General features: G+C 31.7%; 25 protein-coding genes and 1 pseudogene. 10 read left to right on the top strand and 16 right to left on the bottom strand.

What is annotated here, in order from left to right; translation table 11 throughout:
* Positions 1–4 precede the first annotated feature (4 nt).
* The gene (locus tag FHG05_RS11045; protein ID WP_140998088.1) at positions 5–463 is read right to left on the bottom strand and encodes a DinB family protein; all 459 of its coding nucleotides are present in this window, start codon (positions 461–463) and stop codon (positions 5–7) included.
* Positions 464–644: 181 nt separating this feature from the next.
* On the opposite strand from FHG05_RS11045, the gene FHG05_RS11040 reads away from it, so the two are divergent.
* From FHG05_RS11040 to FHG05_RS11005, 8 genes are all read left to right on the top strand, one after another.
* The gene (locus tag FHG05_RS11040; protein WP_140998087.1) at positions 645–1010 is read left to right on the top strand and encodes a dihydroorotase; all 366 of its coding nucleotides are present in this window, start codon (positions 645–647) and stop codon (positions 1008–1010) included.
* Between the two features lie 39 nt (positions 1011–1049).
* On the top strand, positions 1050–1400 hold the full coding sequence (locus FHG05_RS11035) for an arsenate reductase family protein (protein WP_140998086.1): 351 nt from the start codon (positions 1050–1052) through the stop codon (positions 1398–1400).
* Entirely contained in the window at positions 1400–2293 is an 894-nt protein-coding gene (locus FHG05_RS11030) for a DMT family transporter (RefSeq protein ID WP_140998085.1), read from the top strand. Before FHG05_RS11035 ends, FHG05_RS11030 begins: the two co-directional genes overlap by 1 nt.
* A gap of 91 nt (positions 2294–2384) precedes the next feature.
* A complete protein-coding gene (locus tag FHG05_RS11025; protein ID WP_140998084.1) occupies positions 2385–3245 on the top strand; it encodes a YicC/YloC family endoribonuclease in 861 nt (286 codons plus the stop codon).
* Positions 3246–3316: 71 nt separating this feature from the next.
* Complete coding sequence (gene gmk, locus FHG05_RS11020; RefSeq protein ID WP_140998083.1) at positions 3317–3889, top strand: guanylate kinase; 573 nt, start codon at positions 3317–3319, stop codon at positions 3887–3889.
* Between the two features lie 72 nt (positions 3890–3961).
* On the top strand, positions 3962–4327 hold the full coding sequence (locus FHG05_RS11015; protein WP_140998082.1) for a four helix bundle protein: 366 nt from the start codon (positions 3962–3964) through the stop codon (positions 4325–4327).
* A 66-nt stretch (positions 4328–4393) separates the two neighbouring features.
* Positions 4394–4975 carry a nicotinate (nicotinamide) nucleotide adenylyltransferase gene (gene nadD / locus FHG05_RS11010; protein ID WP_140998081.1) on the top strand — a complete coding sequence of 194 codons (582 nt, stop codon included), beginning with the start codon at positions 4394–4396 and terminating at the stop codon, positions 4973–4975.
* 229 nt (positions 4976–5204) lie between these two features.
* The gene (locus FHG05_RS11005) at positions 5205–5783 is read left to right on the top strand and encodes a hypothetical protein (protein ID WP_140998080.1); all 579 of its coding nucleotides are present in this window, start codon (positions 5205–5207) and stop codon (positions 5781–5783) included.
* Between the two features lie 86 nt (positions 5784–5869).
* On the opposite strand, the gene FHG05_RS11000 is transcribed toward FHG05_RS11005, so the two are convergent.
* The 15 genes and pseudogenes from FHG05_RS11000 to FHG05_RS10930 form a co-directional block, all read right to left on the bottom strand.
* The gene (locus FHG05_RS11000; RefSeq protein WP_140998079.1) at positions 5870–7318 is read right to left on the bottom strand and encodes a nicotinate phosphoribosyltransferase; all 1449 of its coding nucleotides are present in this window, start codon (positions 7316–7318) and stop codon (positions 5870–5872) included.
* Between the two features lie 7 nt (positions 7319–7325).
* Entirely contained in the window at positions 7326–8396 is a 1071-nt protein-coding gene (locus FHG05_RS10995; protein WP_140998078.1) for an adenylosuccinate synthetase, read from the bottom strand.
* Positions 8397–9260 (bottom strand): hypothetical protein, encoded by an 864-nt coding sequence (locus tag FHG05_RS10990; protein ID WP_140998077.1) that lies wholly within the window; start codon positions 9258–9260, stop codon positions 8397–8399.
* 2 nt (positions 9261–9262) lie between these two features.
* Complete coding sequence (locus tag FHG05_RS10985; protein ID WP_140998076.1) at positions 9263–9598, bottom strand: hypothetical protein; 336 nt, start codon at positions 9596–9598, stop codon at positions 9263–9265.
* A 166-nt stretch (positions 9599–9764) separates the two neighbouring features.
* On the bottom strand, positions 9765–10517 hold the full coding sequence (locus FHG05_RS10980) for a metallophosphoesterase family protein (protein ID WP_140998075.1): 753 nt from the start codon (positions 10515–10517) through the stop codon (positions 9765–9767).
* A gap of 1 nt (position 10518) precedes the next feature.
* The gene (locus FHG05_RS10975; protein WP_140998074.1) at positions 10519–11121 is read right to left on the bottom strand and encodes a macro domain-containing protein; all 603 of its coding nucleotides are present in this window, start codon (positions 11119–11121) and stop codon (positions 10519–10521) included.
* A 1-nt stretch (position 11122) separates the two neighbouring features.
* Positions 11123–11664 (bottom strand): annotated as a pseudogene (locus FHG05_RS10970) (RNA 2'-phosphotransferase).
* Positions 11665–11686: 22 nt separating this feature from the next.
* Complete coding sequence (locus FHG05_RS10965; protein WP_140998073.1) at positions 11687–12325, bottom strand: DUF4291 domain-containing protein; 639 nt, start codon at positions 12323–12325, stop codon at positions 11687–11689.
* On the bottom strand, positions 12322–12828 hold the full coding sequence (locus FHG05_RS10960) for an O-acetyl-ADP-ribose deacetylase (RefSeq protein ID WP_140998072.1): 507 nt from the start codon (positions 12826–12828) through the stop codon (positions 12322–12324). Before FHG05_RS10960 ends, FHG05_RS10965 begins: the two co-directional genes overlap by 4 nt.
* Before the next feature lie 12 nt (positions 12829–12840).
* Positions 12841–13530, bottom strand: coding sequence for an SIR2 family NAD-dependent protein deacylase (locus tag FHG05_RS10955; RefSeq protein WP_140998071.1), 690 nt, complete (start codon positions 13528–13530; stop codon positions 12841–12843).
* A gap of 1 nt (position 13531) precedes the next feature.
* Positions 13532–13990 (bottom strand): nucleoside 2-deoxyribosyltransferase domain-containing protein, encoded by a 459-nt coding sequence (locus FHG05_RS10950; protein ID WP_140998070.1) that lies wholly within the window; start codon positions 13988–13990, stop codon positions 13532–13534.
* Positions 13987–14817: a ribose-phosphate diphosphokinase gene (gene prs, locus FHG05_RS10945; protein ID WP_140998069.1), complete on the bottom strand. Its 831-nt coding sequence runs from the start codon at positions 14815–14817 to the stop codon at positions 13987–13989. Before prs ends, FHG05_RS10950 begins: the two co-directional genes overlap by 4 nt.
* A gap of 71 nt (positions 14818–14888) precedes the next feature.
* Positions 14889–15584: an NUDIX hydrolase gene (locus tag FHG05_RS10940; RefSeq protein WP_140998068.1), complete on the bottom strand. Its 696-nt coding sequence runs from the start codon at positions 15582–15584 to the stop codon at positions 14889–14891.
* A 232-nt stretch (positions 15585–15816) separates the two neighbouring features.
* Positions 15817–16833, bottom strand: a complete 1017-nt coding sequence (locus FHG05_RS10935; RefSeq protein ID WP_140998067.1) for a transglutaminase domain-containing protein — start codon at positions 16831–16833, stop codon at positions 15817–15819.
* Positions 16826–17539 carry a carboxypeptidase-like regulatory domain-containing protein gene (locus FHG05_RS10930; RefSeq protein ID WP_140998066.1) on the bottom strand — a complete coding sequence of 238 codons (714 nt, stop codon included), beginning with the start codon at positions 17537–17539 and terminating at the stop codon, positions 16826–16828. Before FHG05_RS10930 ends, FHG05_RS10935 begins: the two co-directional genes overlap by 8 nt.
* Positions 17540–17669: 130 nt before the next feature.
* Between FHG05_RS10930 and FHG05_RS10925 the strand changes: the two genes are divergently transcribed.
* Both FHG05_RS10925 and FHG05_RS10920 read left to right on the top strand, forming a co-directional pair.
* The gene (locus FHG05_RS10925; RefSeq protein ID WP_140998065.1) at positions 17670–18587 is read left to right on the top strand and encodes a helix-turn-helix domain-containing protein; all 918 of its coding nucleotides are present in this window, start codon (positions 17670–17672) and stop codon (positions 18585–18587) included.
* A gap of 90 nt (positions 18588–18677) precedes the next feature.
* Positions 18678–19439 carry an SDR family NAD(P)-dependent oxidoreductase gene (locus FHG05_RS10920; RefSeq protein WP_140998064.1) on the top strand — a complete coding sequence of 254 codons (762 nt, stop codon included), beginning with the start codon at positions 18678–18680 and terminating at the stop codon, positions 19437–19439.
* Positions 19440–19583 lie beyond the last annotated feature (144 nt).

Here is a 19583-nt window from a genome sequence, read left to right as displayed (position 1 = left end):
ACGTTTATAGGAATTTTCTAATTTGTAGTATAATACCTAAATGGATCCCTTCATGAAAATTATTAAATTCAGCTGCTTGATTAGCATTTTCCATAGTAAAACCAGTACTTTTTGTTGTATATTCATGAAAAGTAACAAAAATATTTTTTGAAAAATCTTCTTGTGTTTGCTCTACAGTAGTAAATAAAATACTTTTAATATAATCTACTTCTTCTTGAGTAGTTTTACCTGTAGGAATTGTTCCATTTCGATAGGTGTCAATAAATGCATCTGAAACTTGCATAGGTAAGCCAGACAATTTATAGATTAACGATTGTTGGGTAGCTATACAATGTCCAATGTTCCAAATTATATTATTACTAAATCCTTGTGGAATGGTATTTAATTGTTCTAAAGTATAATGATCCATAAAATATAAAAACTGTTTTCTTATATTTTTTGTAATTCGAAAAAGTGTATCCATATCGCTAAATTTCTTACGAATATACTTAATTTATCAAGGTTAAAAAACGAATTTGACAACAAATAAACCTCTTCCAAATAGGAATTTATTAATTTAACTATATTTTAACGAATGGCTCTTTTATAAAGCTATTTTCCAAACTAATTTAGTAGTTTATTTGATACACGTAAAAATTCAACATATGAAAGCTTTATATCATTTTATCGTACTCGTTTTTGCTCTTTTTTCTGCAAATACTTACAGTCAAGAAACAACACATCAACAAGAGATTCAAAAAGTCTATGTATTAAAGTCTGTTCCAAATAATGCGTATCAACATATTTATTTTCCAAAAACAAATTTTATTAAAAAAAGAGGTGGTTTTGAGAATTATGAAGCATTACTTGGAAAAAAAGTAGTCGTTGTGAATAAAATTAAAGAAAAAAAAGACGGCTGGATTGTCCTTTTAAAATTAGAAGATGGTGCTAAATTTTTTGGAGTTTATCCCACTATTGAAGCTCATTTAGAAAAAGCTATTGAAAAAGGCGAACTAGAAATTGCGCTTTAATTATATTCCTTTAATCTATACTTTTGTAAAAAAGAATTCATGCGAAAAATTTACTTTCTAAAAACTTGCGATACTTGTAAACGTATTATTAAATCATTGCCCAATACAGACACCTTTGTTTTTCAAGACATAAAAGAAGAGCCTATTAGTGTAAAACAATTAGAAGAGATGTACGCTTTGACCAATAGTTATGAAGTTTTATTCAGCAAAAGAGCAAAACTCTATAAAGAAATGGGATTAAAAGAAGAAGTTTTACAAGAAAATGATTTCAAACGCTACATCTTAGAGCATTATACCTTTTTAAATCGCCCTGTAATTATAGTGGAGGATAAAATATTTGTGGGTAATAGTCCCAAATCGGTACAAGCTGCCATAGATACCTTAAGCTAATGAGTAAAAGATCTTTAGCGCTTTTAGGTGCCACTTTTGTAGCTTTGATTTATGGAGCTAATTTTACCATTGCAAAAGATGTGATGCCTACTTATGTACAACCGTATGCTTTTATTTTGATTCGGGTTATCGGCGCGTCTATTTTATTTTGGTCGCTTACTTTTTTTGGTCCTAAGGAAAAAATTGCGCTTCAAGACTTTCCTCGAATTATTGCAGCATCTTTATTTGGTGTTGTCATCAATCAATTGTCATTTTTTAAAGGACTGAGTTACACTTCACCCATTAGTGCTTCCGTTATTATGGTTACAGCACCTATAGTCGTTTTAATATTATCGGCCATTTTGCTTCGCGAAAAAATTGAATTTAAAAAAGTCCTTGGCATTTTAATTGGTTTAACTGGAACCTCCATTTTAATTTTATATGGAAAAGACATTGGTGATAGTACGAATGCCGGTTTAGGTAATTTTTTAGTTTTTGTAAATGCTTCGTCTTATGCCGTATATCTGATTATTGTTAAAAAATTAATTTCAAAGTACCATGCTTTTACCTTTATAAAATGGATTTATACATTTGGGTTGGTGTTCACATTGCCTTTTGCTTTTGAAGAATTTAAAGCCATTCAATGGGAAAACATTCCTACTAACATTTATTACAACATAGGTTTTGTCGTTTTATTTACCACTTTTTTTGCCTATTTAATCAATTTAATGGCTATGAAAGAATTGAAACCTACTACCCTTTCCGTTTTTATTTATTTACAACCTTTATTTGCCACCATAATTGCTATAAGTTTACAAAAAGACGAATTAAATAATGTAAAATTAATTTCTGCGTTGCTTATTTTTATAGGTGTTTATTTGGTTACCCAAAAAAAAGCCATTCCTAAAGAATAATTTGCAAATCGTCTTATTTCGAAATATCTAGTTACTTTTTACGTATCACTTCTCACTATTTCTTATCTTTGACTTCTTTTTAAAATATGATATGATACTATCCATGACTGGTTTTGGTAAAGCCACTAAGCAATTGCCAAATAAAAAAATAAATGTTGAAATTAAATCTCTAAATAGTAAAGGATTGGATTTAAATATGCGCATGCCTTCTGTCTATAGAGAAATGGAGTTAAGTTTACGCAATGATATTTCACAAAAATTAGAGCGTGGAAAAGTAGATTTTTCGTTATATATCGAAGTTACGGGAGAAGAAACAACTGCAAAAGTGAACACTCCAGTAATCAAATCCTACATCAATCAAATGAAAGCCATTTTACCGGAAGCTGATGCTACAGAATTAATGAAAATGGCGGTTAGAATGCCTGATGCTCTTAAAACAGAACGTGATGAAATTGATGAAAATGAATGGTCTGAAATTGTATTAGTTGTAAATGAAGCCTTAGAAAACATTCAAACCTTCAGAAAAGACGAAGGGAAATCGTTGGAAAAAGAATTTCAATTACGTATTGCCAATATTCGTTTGTATATGGAACAAGCCTTGTTGCTAGATCCAGAACGTGTTAAAAATATTAAAGAACGCTTACAAACCGCAATTGAAGAATTAAAAGTTACGGTTGACGAAAATCGATTTGAACAAGAATTAATTTATTATCTTGAAAAATTAGATATTACGGAAGAAAAAGTGCGTTTGACAAATCATCTGGATTATTTCTTACAAACCTTAAATGGAAAAGAAGCCAATGGTAGAAAATTAGGTTTTATTACGCAAGAAATGGGAAGAGAAATTAATACAATGGGTTCCAAGTCAAATCATGCAGAAATGCAGAAATTAGTCGTAATGATGAAAGACGAATTGGAGAAAATTAAAGAACAAGTATTGAATGTTTTATAAAAAACATAAAAATAAACTACAACACAACGACAAGCTTAGTGCCTTTGGCTTAAAGCTTAAAGCTTAAAAGAATGACAAAAGGAAAATTATTTGTGTTTTCAGCACCATCTGGATCAGGAAAAACCACCATTGTAAGACACTTATTAGAACAACCTGATTTGAATTTAGAATTTTCTATCTCTTGTGCTACGAGAGATCCTAGAGGAGAAGAAGTAAATGGAAAAGATTACTACTTTATCTCATGGGAAGAATTCAAACAACACATTAAAAACGAAGATTTTATTGAATGGGAAGAAGTGTATACCAATAATTTTTACGGTACATTAAAAAAAGAAGTGGAACGCATTTGGGCATTAGGAAAACATGTTATTTTTGATATTGATGTGGTGGGCGGTTTGCGTATTAAACACAAATTCCCAGAAGAAACCTTAGCCGTTTTTGTAAAACCTCCTAGTGTAGATGAATTGAAACGCAGATTAAAATTACGTTCTACCGAAAGTGAAGATAAAATTAATATGCGTATTGCTAAAGCTTCGGTGGAATTAGCCACGGCTCCACAATTTGATAAAATTATTAAAAATTACGATTTAGATACTGCGAAAGAAGAAGCGTATCAATTGGTGAAGGAATTTATTGGAAAATAGTACTTAGTGGTTAGTCCTCAGTACTTAGTAAAAAGTGAATTTCTAGTAGTTAGTATTTAGATAAACTATTTTATGAGTGGGATTAAGTCTTATAGAGAATTACTTATTTGGCAAAAAGGTATTAGAATTGTTGTTCTAGTATATAAACTAACTCAGAATTTCCCTAAAGAAGAGATTTATGCTCTGACCAGTCAGATTAAAAGGGCTAGTGTATCTATTCCTTCTAATATTGCTGAAGGTTTTGGACGTCAAACAGACAAATCATTCCATCATTTTTTGAATATTTCTAGAGGTTCCTTAAACGAATTAGAAACACAACTTATTCTTGCAAAAGAATTAGAATTCAATTTAGATGAAAAAATTTTTAATGAAATTATGCTTTTGATTGAAGAAGAAAGTAAAATGATACATTCTTTTTCAAAAAAGCTAAAAAATTAAAAAAAGTAATTTAGCACAAAACATTAAAAACTAAGGACTAACAACTAACCACTGAGCACTAAAATCATGAAAATCGGTTTATATTTCGGAACATTTAATCCTATTCATATTGGTCATTTAATCATTGCCAATCATATGGCGGAACATTCCGATTTGGATCAAGTTTGGATGGTGGTTACCCCTCATAATCCTCATAAAAAGAAGAGTACTTTATTAGATGATTATCATCGGTTGCACATGGTACATTTGGCTACAGAAAATTACACCAATATTCAACCTTCTGACATTGAGTTTAAACTTCCTCAGCCTAATTATACCGTTCATACTTTGGCACATTTACAAGAAAAATATCCGAAGTACGAATTTTCTTTAATTATGGGCGAAGACAACTTAAACTCGTTACACAAATGGAAAAACTATGAGGTAATTCTAGAAAATCACGACATTTATGTGTATCCTAGATTAAACGCGGGTGACATGGACGAACAGTTTGCCAATCATCCTAAGATTCATAGAGTTGGAGCACCCGTTATTGAATTATCTTCGACTTTTATTCGAAATAGCATTAAAAACAACAAAAATGTTGTCCCGATGTTACCTAGTACAGTTTGGGAATATGTGGAGCATAATTTGTTTTATAAGAAGTAGGGAAGAAGTTTTAAGATTTATGGATAAAGAAGATGTTTAAAAAACAATCTTTTTTTTAATTTCCTAAAAAAGCATGCTACTTCAAATACTGATTAAGATCTAAAAAAACAAATTACTTTATTTTAAAAATCTTTCGAATGGAAAAATGAATAAAAACTTTTAAAGTTAAATATTCAAAAAAAATTAAATAACCTTATATTTGTTTTTTTTAATTTATAGCCCAAAATTTATGAATAAATTACTTGTTTTTACTTTATCTATTTTACTTCTTTCATGTAGTAAAGATGACAATGACGATTCAAATCAATCCTCTACCCGTTTAGCTGTCAATGGTAAATCATATGAAATTTCTAAAGCAACTGCTGTAGATAATTACAGGTTTTCAAGTGAATCACATGCTGAATTTGATTTTTTAATGACAAATGGAAATTTAACTATTTTGGCTGAACCAATGTCTTATTTTGGTTTTGAAGCTACCAACGCATCCATTTTATTAAATGTTCAAATGTTTTCATATAATTCTTCTTTTTCAAATGGAGTATATACTTATGTACAAAATGGAGATATGTTAAATCCGCAACCATCTTCAAACTTTTTTAATCAGTTAGGTATTCAAATAGATGGAAATAATGATAACGATTTCAATGACCTAGAAGATAGCTATTTAACTGCTACAGATGGAACGGTTACAGTTTCTGGAACTAGTCCAAATTACACATTAGCAATAGATGTAACACTATCTAACAATGAAAATTTTAGATATACATATAGTGGCGGCTTTGAATACTATAACAATAGAGGTAATTAAATCAATATTTATATTGAATTAAAATCCCACTAAGTTTTACCTAGTGGGATTTTTCTTTCGTCAAAATGAACTGTTTTATTTCCAAATTACCTCACTCGCTTACGAATATCTTCCAAAGCATGATCCACCAATAATTTTCCATCTCGGAACACTTCTTGCATTTCACCTTGTTGTTCTTCTTCCCAAGAAACTTCATCTTTTAAGTTGTATTTTCCATCTAAAAGTTCGATTTTCATTAAACCTTTAGCCGATTTTTTGGTACCATCATCTGTAATAGGATCTTTAAAAATGGCTCTTCCTTCTCCATTTACTTCACCATAAGTTGCTTTCATGGCAAAACCAAACGTATCTCTAGTATTGTATTGATACGTAAACGAACCAATTCCTAAAACCACATTCGTAGATGCAAATCCTTTTTTCTTTAATTCTTCACATATTCTCGTCGCTCTGTCCATCGTAATGCTATCGCCATAAATCGCTCCAATTTGTGGAACTAGTTCTTTATATCCTTTCGCATTAATTGTTCCTCCAAAAGTATCCCAAAGTAACTCTACAACACCTTTTCTTTCTTGTTCGGTTTTTCCATTCGGGTTACCGCATAAAATATGAATGGGATCACCACTATCTGGTCGAATCACCACTTTACCATCTCTCGTTATAATTTCTTCTTTCAATCGTGGTAAATAATCGGTTAGTACTTTCCATAAATCCCAAGTATCGGAAACGATGGACACAATCCCTTTTGGATACACCTCACAAATTAATCGTTTGAAGGTATCATATTCTCCTTCAGTTGTTCCCATACACATTACCGAATGCTCTGTAGCTGCAACCGAACCACCAATTAAAGCAGTATCGGAATTGGCATTGTAATAGGTTTCTAGAAAATCAATGGCAGGAATGGTATCTGTTCCTGTAAAACTCAATAAATGTCCGGCTGCAGAAAGAACCGCTGCTTCAATACCAGCCATACCACGCATAGAGAAATCGTGTGCTTGCCAATCTACAAATTCTGGAATGGAAGCAGTATCTTGCGCATAGTGATCTAAAATTTTGCGATATTGCTTCGCAATAGTAGCCGAATTACATGGCAACCAAACTACAGCTGAAAGTAAAGTTTCAAAATAATTGGTTAACCAAAAGAATTCCGATTGGGTATTATACATGGTAAACATGGGTGTACGAATGGGTACACTAACACCTTCGGGTAAGGCTTTGAATACCATTGGAATGTATCCTAAATCATGTAAATCTTCAATATGTTGAATTCCAACTTGATTTTCACCCAAATAATTATTGATGCGACGTGCATATTTTTGCACCACTTCTTCCTTTGGTTTCCCAAAAAAATGATTTTGAAAATCTTCTAAGATGTATTTTTTGATAAAATATTGTAATCCAAAGAATACCACTTCATTTACGCCTTCAATTCTAGATTTTCTAGGTGTCCAATTGGAATATACTAAACTTGTTCCATTTGGATATTGTCTTCGGTGATCAACTTTATAACCGTCTGTTAACAGTAATGGGTTCATATAACTTTTATTTTATTTGTTTAAAAAACTTTGATTCTGGTCCGTAAGAACCATAAATGGCATCAAATGTAGCGCTTAATTTATTTATATTAAGGTTGTGTTTGTATTGATCCAAACAAGTAATTACTAAACTCTTTTGGGTTGCTTTTGAATATATTTGATCTATTCGTAAAGCATGAAGTAACAATTCTTCATCTAATTTTCCAAATCGCAGTTCTTTTTGATATTCGTTAAATACACACGTTTCTTCCTCATTATTTATTAGTTCAAGCGTTTCTTCATTTGGCATCCAACCGCTTCCATGTCTTGTCATATAAGATCTTGTTACATAAAACAACTCTATATCTTCAATGTGTACTTGTTTACAAATCTCTACTGCATTTTTGGAGGTTGTATTCGCATACGTTACGTTGGGAAACACGCCATGATCCATATCCAATAAGATACCCTGACTTCCTTCAAAAATAAGGGTTTTATAGTTTTCCAAGATATCGTAATTAGAAATTTTCCAATCTATTTTTGCAATACAGTCTAAGAAATAGGCAACTTCGTTTTCCAACTGATTATCATTGGAAACACCGTAATATGATGCTATATTTTTTAATTTTTCGATTAGGAAATTTTGTGGTCCAATTAAGTCAATAGCAAATAACTTGTAGGCGCCTTCATTGCGCTTCATGGTGGCTCCAATTCCTTTGCCACAAGAACCATGTGTTAAATTCTTTGTATTATTTTTGTTTTGCCAAACATCAAAAGGCGTGGTTATTTTAGCTAACGGATGAATGAATAAGTTGGTATTTCCTCCTTTTTCTTTTAATTCTAAAAATTCATTGTACAAAAGTGACGGATGAATTGTGCAATGTTCGCTAAAATAAGAAGGTAAGCCACGCAATGCTCCACTAGCAAAACTGGAATGCACATGCTTTTTCCCATTAAGCATTACAGTGTGTGCCGCTTGTTGGCCTCCAGAAAAGCGGATGCCTATAGCATCTGGGTTTTGGCTACAAAGGAAATCGGTGGTGATGCCTTTTCCCTCGTCTCCAAATCCTAAACCTATAACAATTTTGGCATTCTTCATTTATAACATATCAATATGATCGAACCCTGTTGTTCCAGAAACACCTGAATCTCCAGTAAATCCAGATTTGTGTCTTTCACATACAATGGTTTTAATCACATCTGGAATGGTTTTATAATCTTCAACAGAAATGCAATTTTCTCCTAATACTTCTTTCCATCCAATTTCTGCTGTTTGAGCTCTTCCAGAATGTAAAACACTAATGTGATACACTTCGTATTTTTTTTTAGCTTCTTCTAATAATTCTAAATCGCTATACGTTTGTTCTCCGTTACCCATGATTTCTTTGATGGCAGAAGCAGGTAATGTTTTTAAATTGGGTTCGTCTCCAATCGTAAATAACAAGCCTTTTTGACCTCTTTTTTCAAAAGCATCTGTTCGTGTATGAAAAGCAGCAAAATACCAAGCTAATAGATAACTCTCTCCAGCATTGCCTCCACCACCTGATTCGATATAAGTTCTGGTTAACCACATGTCTAATTCTTCATCACCAGATTCAAATTGTCCTACTTGCAATGGATAACTATCACATTCATGGTCTCCAATACCCAGAAAAAGAAGTGCTGGATCTGGAACACCTCCATCAATAATACCACCCATTAATTTAGGTAACCCTTCTTTTACTAATTCATGTGGAATATGTCCCATACTTCCAGTAACGTCTAATCCTAAAATGATAGGATATGAATTAGGGTTTGCTTCAGAATCTCTTGCTTCTCTAAAGGTTACTCCGTTAGGATTCATTGACTCATGAGCTCTTCTTAATTGATTTTGTTTAAAAATTTCATTGGCAGCTTTTGAAGCATATCCTTCTGCTGTTGCTTTACTAAGACGTGCACTAAAATTATATTTTGTTCCTCCCATGATTACAATGTTTTTCCAAATAAATATTCATATCTAGTTTTTGCTATTTCAAATTGAATCTTTAGGTTTCTGATGTTCAAAGACAATTCAATATCTTTTTGAACAAAAGTTTCTGGATTGAAATCGGCAAAAGTTAAACTGTTTTTGTCTAACGGACTGATGTCGATACTACTTTCTTGTTCTCTTTCCAAACGTTTTATTTTTAATTCGATATCTTCAATACGTCTTCTGTAGATTAATTCTGAATCTTCTGCAATAGCGTTTGCTCTATCTTCTCTTATTTGATCGTTGTTTCTTCGTAAAGCATCAACGAATCTTGGTTTTAAATCGTCACTCATATTTTTAGTTTTATTTTCTTATTATTATTTTCAGTTATCTAACTCAAAGATACATTCGTAAATCTTACTTCAAATCATCATATATAATGATTTTAGTATTATCAATTTATATAAATCTCTTTATTTATTTACTTATCTTTTATTCTTAAAAATATATTTTAAAAGTCTATTCCTTCAATTTCACGTTGTAATTATTTCTCCCTCTTTCATTGGGATATAAGTTTTGCACTACATCACTTTGCCAAAATTCTTTAGTTTCTATATCTAAGCACGATATTTTCCCCATAAAAGCAGCTCCAGTATCAACATTCCAAACGTTAGCTTTATGCATGGGTATTGGTATACCATAGTTAATTGTTGGCGTGTGACCAATATAAATTTCAGCAAACAATTTTAATCTTCTTGGATAAAAAACACTATCTTTTTCTATTCTATCATCTAAAGCAATTGCTGTTTCCCACAAACTTCTGTCCCAGGAATAATTAGACGAATACACTTCTCGACTTGGTCCATGCATGGAAGAAAAACCAGCATGAATAAACAATCTGTTTTGTGCATCCACATGATAATCTTTCATTCTTTCAAAGAAATTGATATGATTTAAAAAATCTTGTTCTCTATTCTTATAACTTTCCCAAGTTGATTGTCCACCATTAAATAACCATTCATCTGATATCCGATTCGTTTTAAGATAATTTTCACACCATACATCATGATTGCCTCTAATAAAAATACAATCTTGTTTTTCAGCTGTCTCAATTAAAAATTGAATTACCGCAGCAGATTCGCTCCAACCATCAACATAATCTCCTAAGAAAATTAAAGTATCATTGGTAGTAATTTCAGCTCTTTCAAATAGTTGTTGCAAAGCTCTTAAACCACCATGAATGTCTCCAAAAACTAAAGTCCTTTTTTGCATTTTAATAATCCCAAATTAATCCCTTTTCATTTAATCTGTATTGAAACTTTTGAGTGTCTCCAAATGTTTGATAGTCTTTATAATTTTCATTAATTATTTCATCGTAAGCTAAAAAAATTTGATTGGATGCAATAATAAAAGGCATTCGACCACACCCTGTACACAAACCAGGAATAGCTACCGTCTTAATAGCTTCATTGTTTTTACAAGCTATTAGAATCGCTTTCATAGCTAAATAAGCATTTACAGAAGATGCAATATTAAAACTCATAGGTACTCTCATTGTAGGTGCAGAAATTAAATATGGAATGGTATCATTTCCTGTAGTAAGCGTAATAGATTTTCCAATGAGTAATTCCTTTTCATCTAATTGAGCAATTTGAGCTTGTAACTTTTCTTGTAAATGCCAACCTAATTTCTCAGAAATATGTAAATCCAATCCACCATCCATAAAACCAAAAGAATTGGCCGGACTAAAAATAGCATCGCAAGGAACTTCTAAAATATCTTGTCCTATGATTTCTACATTTGGACAATCTTTAAAATCTTCTTTCCAAGCGTTGCCTAATGCTTCTTCTCTGTAAACTAATTTAACTTGTAACATATTAAAATTCTATATATTCTACAGGTACTTGGTCTGTTAACCAAACTCCGTTTTCTGACACATAAAAAGAATAGCCATCTGCATGCATTTTAGGTGCATTGATACTTAAAATAACAGGTTTTCCTCTTCTACTTACTACTTTGATAGCCGTTTCCTTATTTTGACTCAAATGCACATGTTGTCGACTCATTTTTTGCAAGCCTTCTTTTTTAATGGATTCCACAAATTTATCTACAGTGCCATGATAAAAAAATGCAAAGGTTCAACAGTTTTTAATTCTAACGCTACATCAATAGAATGTCCTTGACTCGCTCTTATTTTAGTTTTGTCTTCATTGAAAGCGAATCGTTTTTTATCATTATTGATTACTACATATTCTAGTAATTCAGTGTTTAATTTTTTATGATGTTGGTTGCATTTTTCAATCAACTCATTAACTGAAGCCCAGCCATTCTCATCTAATTTTAATTTGATGGTTTCAGGAGCATGTCTTAGTATTAAACTAAGAAATTTACTTATATTTTTAGTTTCTTTTTCATTCATTTTTACTCCATGTTTAGTCATTTCATTTAGAAATCTTTAATTTTCTATTCAATTCTTCATCTGAGAAATAAAATGGTTTTTCTTCAGGAATTAACAATTTATCTAAATCTTTACTTTTTACGAACTCATATTGTTCTGCAACAAATGGAGATATATCTTCTATTAAAAGCACATCTTCTTTTGAAAAAGTACGAATGTATTCGTTTCGCAATCCAATTTGAATAGCTCTTCTGTCTAATTTATCCCCATAAGGATCATGATCGGGATCCCATTGTAAGCGTACATTTGAACTTTTAATCGCATCTTTCCATGCTTCCTGTGTTATTCCTGCCACTTGATTAAAAGAAGAATAAACGGCGTTTTTCAAATACCTTTCAAACGCTTCAAGTTTTAAATGTATAGCCAAAACGACTTCTTGTCCTTCTTTGGTTCCCCAACCATTGCGATACATCATCCAAAGGAAAATAGGTTTAATCCAAGTCATTCGATCCAAACTAAAAGCACCTCCAAAAAATTGATTTTCAGCTGCAAAATGTCCTATTTCCTTTCGATAGGATTGGTAAACGATTATTTTTTCATGGTCATATTGCGCCATGATATGATGGCCGTCTTTGGGCCATTCTAAAAGTTGTTCTGTATATTTTTTTAATTTTATTTTCATTTTAAAAGTTGTTTGTACAACTTGTAATTTTCTTCATCAAAACAGACAAAGGTTATTTCTTCTAAGTTCTTTGCAGAAAATTTTTGAACTGTGTCTATGGTTATTTGAGCGGCTTCTTTCTTTGGAAAACCATAAATCCCTGTACTTATGTTTGGAAAAGCGATTGATTTTAATTGGTGTTTTTCAGCTAATTGTAAGCAATTGTTATAACAACTAGCTAATAACTGCTTTTTTTCTTCTTTATCGCCATTCCAAACTGGTCCAACGGTATGTATGACATATTTTGAAGGCAAATTTCCAGCAGTAGTAATAACCGCTTCACCTACTTTACAACCGCCTTGTTTGTTTCTTATAACCATACATGCTTCTAAAATAGCGTTTCCTCCTGCTTTATGAATGGCGCCATCTACACCGCTTCCACCTAATAAAGAAGTATTAGCAGCATTGACGATTGCATCAACTTTCATTGTTGTAATATCTCCTTTGCTTACAAGAAATTTCATATGTTTATTTTTTTAATCTCCTCCCTTTATTAATACATCAAATACTTTTTGCATTCCTATGGTTGCTTTTTCTTTAATATAAATAGCTCTTCCTCCATAATTGCCTCCATCATGGTCTGGGTTGATAATGATCAGTTGCGCATCGTCTTTTATAAAGTTTAAAAGGTTAGCTGCTGGATAGACTTGTAAAGACGTCCCAATTACCATAAAAATGTCGGCTTGTTTCACCATTTCAATAGCCACAGGGTACAAAGGTACTTCTTCACCAAACCAAACAATATCAGGTCGTAATTGGGAACCATCTTCTGCTTTGTCTCCTATTTTGATATCATCAAAGCAATCATAGGTTATTTTTCTATTGAGAGACGAACACATTTTATTTAATTCGCCATGAAGATGTAAAATATGGGTTGAACCTGCTCTCTCATGCAAATCATCTATATTTTGTGTGATGATCTGTACTTCAAAATGATCCTCTAGCTGTTTTACTAAATGGTGCGCTTGATTAGGTACCACTTGTTTTAATTGTTGTCTTCTTAGGTTATAAAATTCCAATACCAATTCGCGATTCTTTCTCCATCCTTCAGGTGAAGCTACATCTTCGACTTTATGGTTGTGCCATAACCCGTTAGCATCTCTAAAGGTTTGAATACCGCTTTCTGCACTAATTCCTGCTCCTGTTAAAATGGCTATTTTTTTCATTTTACGCTTTAATTAATTCATCTAACAAAATGTCTAGTGAATCATATTTTTGAATATGATATCTTTCACAGACAATATCTATATTTCCTTTTCTCCAAAAACCGTCTTCAACTACAACTTTCATTTTATTAGAATGTGCAAACAATCCTAATTCTAATAATGAAATGGGTGATTGGGTATTATTTGCAAAAAACATAATGATATTATCGGCTTGCTCAAGTGCATTTAATTCCCAAACAACTTGTTCTTTAAATTGAGGATTGTCTATGGTTTGTTCCCAACTCCTATTCCACGAGTCTCTTCTTGGGTTGAAAATAATATATTTTTCTGACAAAACTTGTTCACATTTATGTTGCCAATGTATCGCTTTATCCATCTCAATAGAACCTGCTAGGAAAATTGATTTTCTTGTCTTGTTTCTATTATCAATGTTTTCTGGTGATTTATAGATTGTTTTCATTTTATAATTAATGGTAATACTTCTACTTTATCGTTAACAATATCTTTGAAAGAATTGGTGGTAAATATCTTTTTAAAGACACTTAAACTTTCAAATCCTTTGTTAAAAATACCGTGACTCACTGCTAAGTATAAATTACCTGCATTTTTATTTTTTAGTTCTTCTGCTAAACCAATAAAAGTGCCACCTCCATCGCAAATGTCATCAACAATTAGACAATCTTTCCCTTCTAGGTCATCTGAATAGACCTTAAAGCCTGACAGTTTTCCTGTTTTTACATCCCTGCTTTTACTACATTCCACTACCTCAACACCCCCTAAATATTCTGATACTTTATAAATCTTCTTTAAAGCACCACCATCAGGAGAAATCAATAAGACTTCGTTTCCTATCTTTTGAATCACTTCTTCAACAAAATAGTAATTTGGAATTACGGCACAGTTATTTAAAAGGGCTGGAGTAACTTCTGAATGTGGATCCAAAACTTGGATTTCATCTAACTGTAATGCATTGATAATATCCGCATATACTTTAACAGACAAAGGTTCACCAGGTATCATGACACGATCTTGTCTTGCTGCAGGAAAATAAGGAATTATTGCTTTGATAGTTTTTACACCTATTCTTCGAAGGGCATCTATTGCCAAGCAAAACAAACCTAAGTCATTAAAAGAATTCAGTCTATGAGTAATAGAAACGGTTTCTGAGATATCGAAATCCGCAGCAATCTTTATATGTGGCTCCCCACCTGAAAAAATAAAACTTTGAAAAGCAATTGCATTTTGAGTTCCAAGCGGTGCAAAACAAGGGTCTAAATTAAGTATCATAATATTTGCGTTTATTTTACACAAATTTAAAACTTAATTTTTTATTGACCAAACTTTATTTTGTATTTTTTTTACGCTAATTTAATTTCAAAGTAAATTCCTTCTTTTTCAAGGCGTTTGTATTCACTCACATTGAAGGTATATAATTTAGCTGGACGCCCAGTTTTTTTATTAGCAAATTCCTCGGTTTCGGTAATAAATCCAAAACTTAACATTTTCTTTCTAAAATTACGTCGGTCAATTTCTTTACCAATAATGGTCATATATAAATTTTCCAATTGTGAAAAAAGAAATTTTTGAGGTAATAAGTCGAACCCTATAGGCTGGTACGTTAACTTATTCTTCAAGCGTTGTAGTCCCATTTGAACAATTTCATTGTGATCAAATGCTAAATTGGGAATTTTATCAATTTCTACCCAAGACACATGATCAGCATCTGTATTAGCAATTAAAGTAAGTTTAGAAGAATCAACTAGAGCAAAATAGGCTACAGAAATGACTCTATTTCTAGGGTCTCGAGTAATATCATCACCAAAAGTATACAATTGTTCCAAATAATTTACTGCTACATTTGTTTCTTCTTTCAGTTCTCTTTTAACAGCTTCAATAAGCGTTTCATCTTCCTGAACCAAACCGCCAGGTAAAGCCCAATAGGTATTTTGGCTACCAAATTTTTGTTGGATTAACAAGACATATAATTTTGATTTTTGATAACCAAAAACAACAGCATCCACTGCTATTCTAATATTTTGATGATGTGCAGACATAAAACCGTGTATATACAACGCAAATATAACTTATTTTAATTGTAATAGTACACTTTCGCTATGCTATTTAAATTACAAAACCTTTTAGATTGCATTTATGAATAAGTTTAAACAGCTATAAGATTAACTATAAAGTTACTATAACCTTACCTTAAACTTTCTATAGATAAAATATAATTATAGTATTTATACAACTTTAATATGTGTTACTAACAAGGGAATTACAAAACACTTATTCTTTTTTAATGGTAATCTTGTAGGTAATTAAATACGTTTCATTTAATTTAAAATGCAAGTCGTAGGTTCCTTTTGTTTGAAATGTAGTTTTAATTTCTAGAAGTTGGTTATCTAAACGAGTTACCGTAATTTCATTCGCTTTTCTATAAGAACCAGAAACCAATTCGGCCGATAGATAACTTATTTCAATGGGTTTACTGTCTTGCAAATAAAAAGTCATCTCTTCACCTCTTTTACACTCAATTTGTAAGGTTTTAGGTTGAATTGCAATTACGCCATGAGTATGCGTACTATTGTAAACAATTGGCCCGTTTATAAAGTTTTCAATTACACCTTTAGAATTAGTTAGCAACCATTTAGAATCAATAGGATAATGATTTTTAGAAAATAAAATAGGATCAGTTAAAAAATAAGTATCATTATAATTGGAAATAAACCGATTGGTATTTATATCGTAAAAACCAGCAGACCAAGTGGCATCACATAAGTACCATTTATTATTTAAATAGACTGCATTCCACGAATGATTTGGTTGTGTTAATTTTTTAATATTATATTCAGCAGTCCTTCCGTAACCGTTTATAATTTCACACTTTAAACCTGCGAATTGAGCCATTTCTTGAATAAGATAAGCATAACCCGTACAAACAGTTTTCTTTTCTTTTTTTAATTTCTCAAAAGTTTTCTTACTAAATGAAATATTCCAATTCCTAAGTTTTATACTATCTTTTCTTAATTTTTGACGACCATTTTTATTTTTAACAAAAGCATAGTAATCATTTTCGATGTTCTTACATACCCAAGTATAAATTGCTCTAAATTTTTCAACATCAGTTGTTAAACTGTTTGTTAAATTATAGGATAAAATAGGTAAACTCTCCAAACTTGCTCCTTGATACTGCTCTGCTATATTATCTGCTTTTGTTAAATCGATAGTTTTAAAATCAGACAACTGCGCAATAAGCATGCAGGGTAAATATAAAAGAATCCAAACCACTCCTTTTTTAATCATTTCTAAACCAATTGCGAATTCTTTGGAAAAAAGAAGGCTTTGAATGGTATTCTTTAGCAACTGTTACTTCTCCAATCATAGTTATAGTATCACATAAATTATTCATTTTCAAAAAAATGGAATTTGTTTCTTTTAAAACAACAACTTCATGATATTCAAATCCAACGTAAGTTACTATAAGTATATCTCCTTTTTTTAAAGGCTTGGGGAAAGTAAATTCCCCATTAAAATTTGTAGTAACACCTATATTAGAATTTTTTAAAGCAACATTTGCACCTGCTAGAGGTCCAAGTTCATCCGAAACGATACCCGTAACAATTATTCCTTCTGTTTGTGGGTTCTCTTTTTGCTGGTTAGGTGTTTGTACGATTTCAGGGTTTTCTTTGGTTTGCGCAGTTGCAGTACCTACAGCTAATAAAGACAATAAAGAAAAACTAGCTATTCCAACATTTAATGAAGTCTTTTTATGCTGTATTTTTTGAAAATTTGAGTGTGAATAGATTTTCAATTGGTCTTCCGCAAACAAACCGCAAGTCTTATGCGTGGTGTTTTTGAAATAGTTTGCAATAGCTTCATCGTTCCAATTTCTAAAATCGATTACTTCTTTCTGACAAGTAGTACAAAAGCCTCCTTTTTTTGTTTGCAAAAAATTGTCGAACTTTTCACTACAAGGCGTTTTTATGGAAAGGGTTGTTTTTTGGTACATAACAATAAGTCTTATCTTATCAAATATAGGAAATTATATTATAAGAAAGTAGCATTTTTTTGCTACTGCTTTTTAAAAAATATTTTTTATTACTATTATTCGTATATTTGATTTTTACAAAAAAGGAGCTATGGACCAACCCATATCAATAGAAACATTTTATAACGACATTAATGTTGCCTTACCCCATGATGTTAAGGAAGACATTGGTCATTTTAATGTTTTTGAGATTCCCAAAGTGATGGCCAAATACAAAGAACAGGCTGTTATGCCATACAATAGAAGGTCGTATTATAAGATAAGTTTGATTTGCGGTAAAAACAAGGCCGAATATGCAGATAGAACCTTTACCATAGAAAACAATGCTTTATTGTTTGCAACACCTAAAATTCCATATCATTATTATCCAATAGATGAAAATCAAGAAGGTTATTTTTGTGTTTTTACAGAAGATTTTTTGGTAAAGAACCAAAGTCAGCTTGCTTTGAACACCCTACCTATTTTTCAACCCGATGGATATCCAATTTTTGAACTTACGGATGAAGAAGTTAAAGAGTTCTACTACATTTTTGAAAAAATGCAAAAGGAAATCAATTCTGATTATACTTATAAATATGACTTGTTGCGCATGTATGTGTTAGAATTGATTCATCAAGGCCAGAAATTACAACCCGTGAATGCAACCTATTCAGAAGTGAATGCGACCAGTAGAATTACGTCCTTATTTATTGAATTATTAGAACGACAATTTCCAATTGAAGCTCCACAACAACGGTTAGAATTAAAAACTGCCAAAGAATATGCGGATCGATTGTCTATACATGTGAATCATTTGAATAAAGTACTGAAAGAAAGCACGGGTAAGACTACAACAAATATCATTAATAATCGTATTCTTAAAGAAGCCAAAATACTCTTGCATCAAACGGATTGGAATATTTCGGACATTTCCTTTGGTTTAGGCTTTGAGGAACTGTCTCATTTTTCCAATTTTTTTAAAAAACAAACCTCACTTACCCCTTTAAAGTATCGATCTGCTTCAAATTGATTGAAATTTACAATTTATTGCTTGTTGGTTGTAACTTCTTAGAGGTTGCAATAAGTACCTTTGTTCTTATAATAAAAATACAAAATAATCATGAACAAAAACAAAATTGCATTAGTAACGGGTGGTAGCCGTGGTTTAGGGAAAAACATGGTTGTCAGCTTAGCAAAAAAAGGATTTGATGTTGTTTTTACCTATCATAGTAATTCAGTAGAAGCGGGAAAAGTAGAAGAGGAAGTGCAACAATTGGGTCAAAAAGCAGCCAGTATTTCATTGGACACTTCCAAAACCAACACTTTTGATGCTTTTAAAGATAATTTAGAAAAACTTTTAAAAGAAAACTTTCAAGCTGAAAAGATTGATTTCTTAATCAATAATGCAGGAATTGGAATTCATGCGTCATTTGAAGAAACCACTGAAGAACAATTTGACTTACTTTTCAACATTCATTTGAAAGGCGTATACTTTCTATCTCAAAAATTAGTTCCAATGTTACAAGATGGTGGCGGTATTGTAAATATTTCAACTGGATTGGCCCGATTTACGACACCAGGATATGCAGCATATGCGACAATGAAAGGCGGTATTGAAGTTTTAACCCGTTATCAAGCAAAAGAATTAGGTGCTAGAAAAATAAGGGTTAACACCGTTGCACCAGGGGCAATTGAGACTGATTTTGGTGGAGGTGTTGTAAGAGACAATAAAGATTTAAATCAGTTTATATCTTCTATGACTGCATTAGGAAGAGTGGGTTTGCCCGATGATATTGGAGGGGTAGTGGCCTTTTTATGTACGGAAGACGCAAATTGGATTAACGGTCAACGCATTGAGATTTCTGGCGGAATGATGCTATAAAAACACATGTTTTACATAAAAAAAGAGCCTATGATTGCACTGCCCCCAAAAAGTTAGACACTATTTGGGGGTATTTTTATGGAAAGAAAAGTCAAGTACGATTATGCATTTAAATTAGAATGCGTAAGATTAGTTTTAGAAAAA

This window comes from Flavobacterium profundi, assembly GCF_006491645.1.
Taxonomy (GTDB): domain Bacteria; phylum Bacteroidota; class Bacteroidia; order Flavobacteriales; family Flavobacteriaceae; genus Flavobacterium; species Flavobacterium profundi.
This window is presented reverse-complemented; position numbering and strand designations above follow the sequence as displayed.

Coding starts and splice junctions, on each gene's coding strand:
- FHG05_RS11035 (WP_140998086.1), top strand. CDS start 1,050: ATGCGAAAAATTTACTTTCTAAAAACTTGCGATACTTGTAAACGTATT.
- FHG05_RS10950 (WP_140998070.1), bottom strand. CDS start 13,990: ATGAAAACAATCTATAAATCACCAGAAAACATTGATAATAGAAACAAG.
- FHG05_RS10975 (WP_140998074.1), bottom strand. CDS start 11,121: ATGTTACAAGTTAAATTAGTTTACAGAGAAGAAGCATTAGGCAACGCT.
- FHG05_RS10990 (WP_140998077.1), bottom strand. CDS start 9,260: ATGGGAGGAACAAAATATAATTTTAGTGCACGTCTTAGTAAAGCAACA.
- nadD (WP_140998081.1), top strand. CDS start 4,394: ATGAAAATCGGTTTATATTTCGGAACATTTAATCCTATTCATATTGGT.
- FHG05_RS11045 (WP_140998088.1), bottom strand. CDS start 463: ATGGATACACTTTTTCGAATTACAAAAAATATAAGAAAACAGTTTTTA.
- FHG05_RS10920 (WP_140998064.1), top strand. CDS start 18,678: ATGAACAAAAACAAAATTGCATTAGTAACGGGTGGTAGCCGTGGTTTA.
- FHG05_RS10925 (WP_140998065.1), top strand. CDS start 17,670: ATGGACCAACCCATATCAATAGAAACATTTTATAACGACATTAATGTT.
- FHG05_RS10955 (WP_140998071.1), bottom strand. CDS start 13,530: ATGAAAAAAATAGCCATTTTAACAGGAGCAGGAATTAGTGCAGAAAGC.
- FHG05_RS10930 (WP_140998066.1), bottom strand. CDS start 17,539: ATGTACCAAAAAACAACCCTTTCCATAAAAACGCCTTGTAGTGAAAAG.
- FHG05_RS11040 (WP_140998087.1), top strand. CDS start 645: ATGAAAGCTTTATATCATTTTATCGTACTCGTTTTTGCTCTTTTTTCT.
- FHG05_RS11030 (WP_140998085.1), top strand. CDS start 1,400: ATGAGTAAAAGATCTTTAGCGCTTTTAGGTGCCACTTTTGTAGCTTTG.
- prs (WP_140998069.1), bottom strand. CDS start 14,817: ATGATACTTAATTTAGACCCTTGTTTTGCACCGCTTGGAACTCAAAAT.
- FHG05_RS11025 (WP_140998084.1), top strand. CDS start 2,385: ATGATACTATCCATGACTGGTTTTGGTAAAGCCACTAAGCAATTGCCA.
- FHG05_RS10995 (WP_140998078.1), bottom strand. CDS start 8,396: ATGAAGAATGCCAAAATTGTTATAGGTTTAGGATTTGGAGACGAGGGA.
- FHG05_RS10980 (WP_140998075.1), bottom strand. CDS start 10,517: ATGCAAAAAAGGACTTTAGTTTTTGGAGACATTCATGGTGGTTTAAGA.
- FHG05_RS10935 (WP_140998067.1), bottom strand. CDS start 16,833: ATGATTAAAAAAGGAGTGGTTTGGATTCTTTTATATTTACCCTGCATG.
- FHG05_RS11015 (WP_140998082.1), top strand. CDS start 3,962: ATGAGTGGGATTAAGTCTTATAGAGAATTACTTATTTGGCAAAAAGGT.
- FHG05_RS10960 (WP_140998072.1), bottom strand. CDS start 12,828: ATGAAATTTCTTGTAAGCAAAGGAGATATTACAACAATGAAAGTTGAT.
- FHG05_RS11005 (WP_140998080.1), top strand. CDS start 5,205: ATGAATAAATTACTTGTTTTTACTTTATCTATTTTACTTCTTTCATGT.
- FHG05_RS10985 (WP_140998076.1), bottom strand. CDS start 9,598: ATGAGTGACGATTTAAAACCAAGATTCGTTGATGCTTTACGAAGAAAC.
- FHG05_RS10965 (WP_140998073.1), bottom strand. CDS start 12,325: ATGAAAATAAAATTAAAAAAATATACAGAACAACTTTTAGAATGGCCC.
- FHG05_RS11000 (WP_140998079.1), bottom strand. CDS start 7,318: ATGAACCCATTACTGTTAACAGACGGTTATAAAGTTGATCACCGAAGA.
- gmk (WP_140998083.1), top strand. CDS start 3,317: ATGACAAAAGGAAAATTATTTGTGTTTTCAGCACCATCTGGATCAGGA.
- FHG05_RS10940 (WP_140998068.1), bottom strand. CDS start 15,584: ATGTCTGCACATCATCAAAATATTAGAATAGCAGTGGATGCTGTTGTT.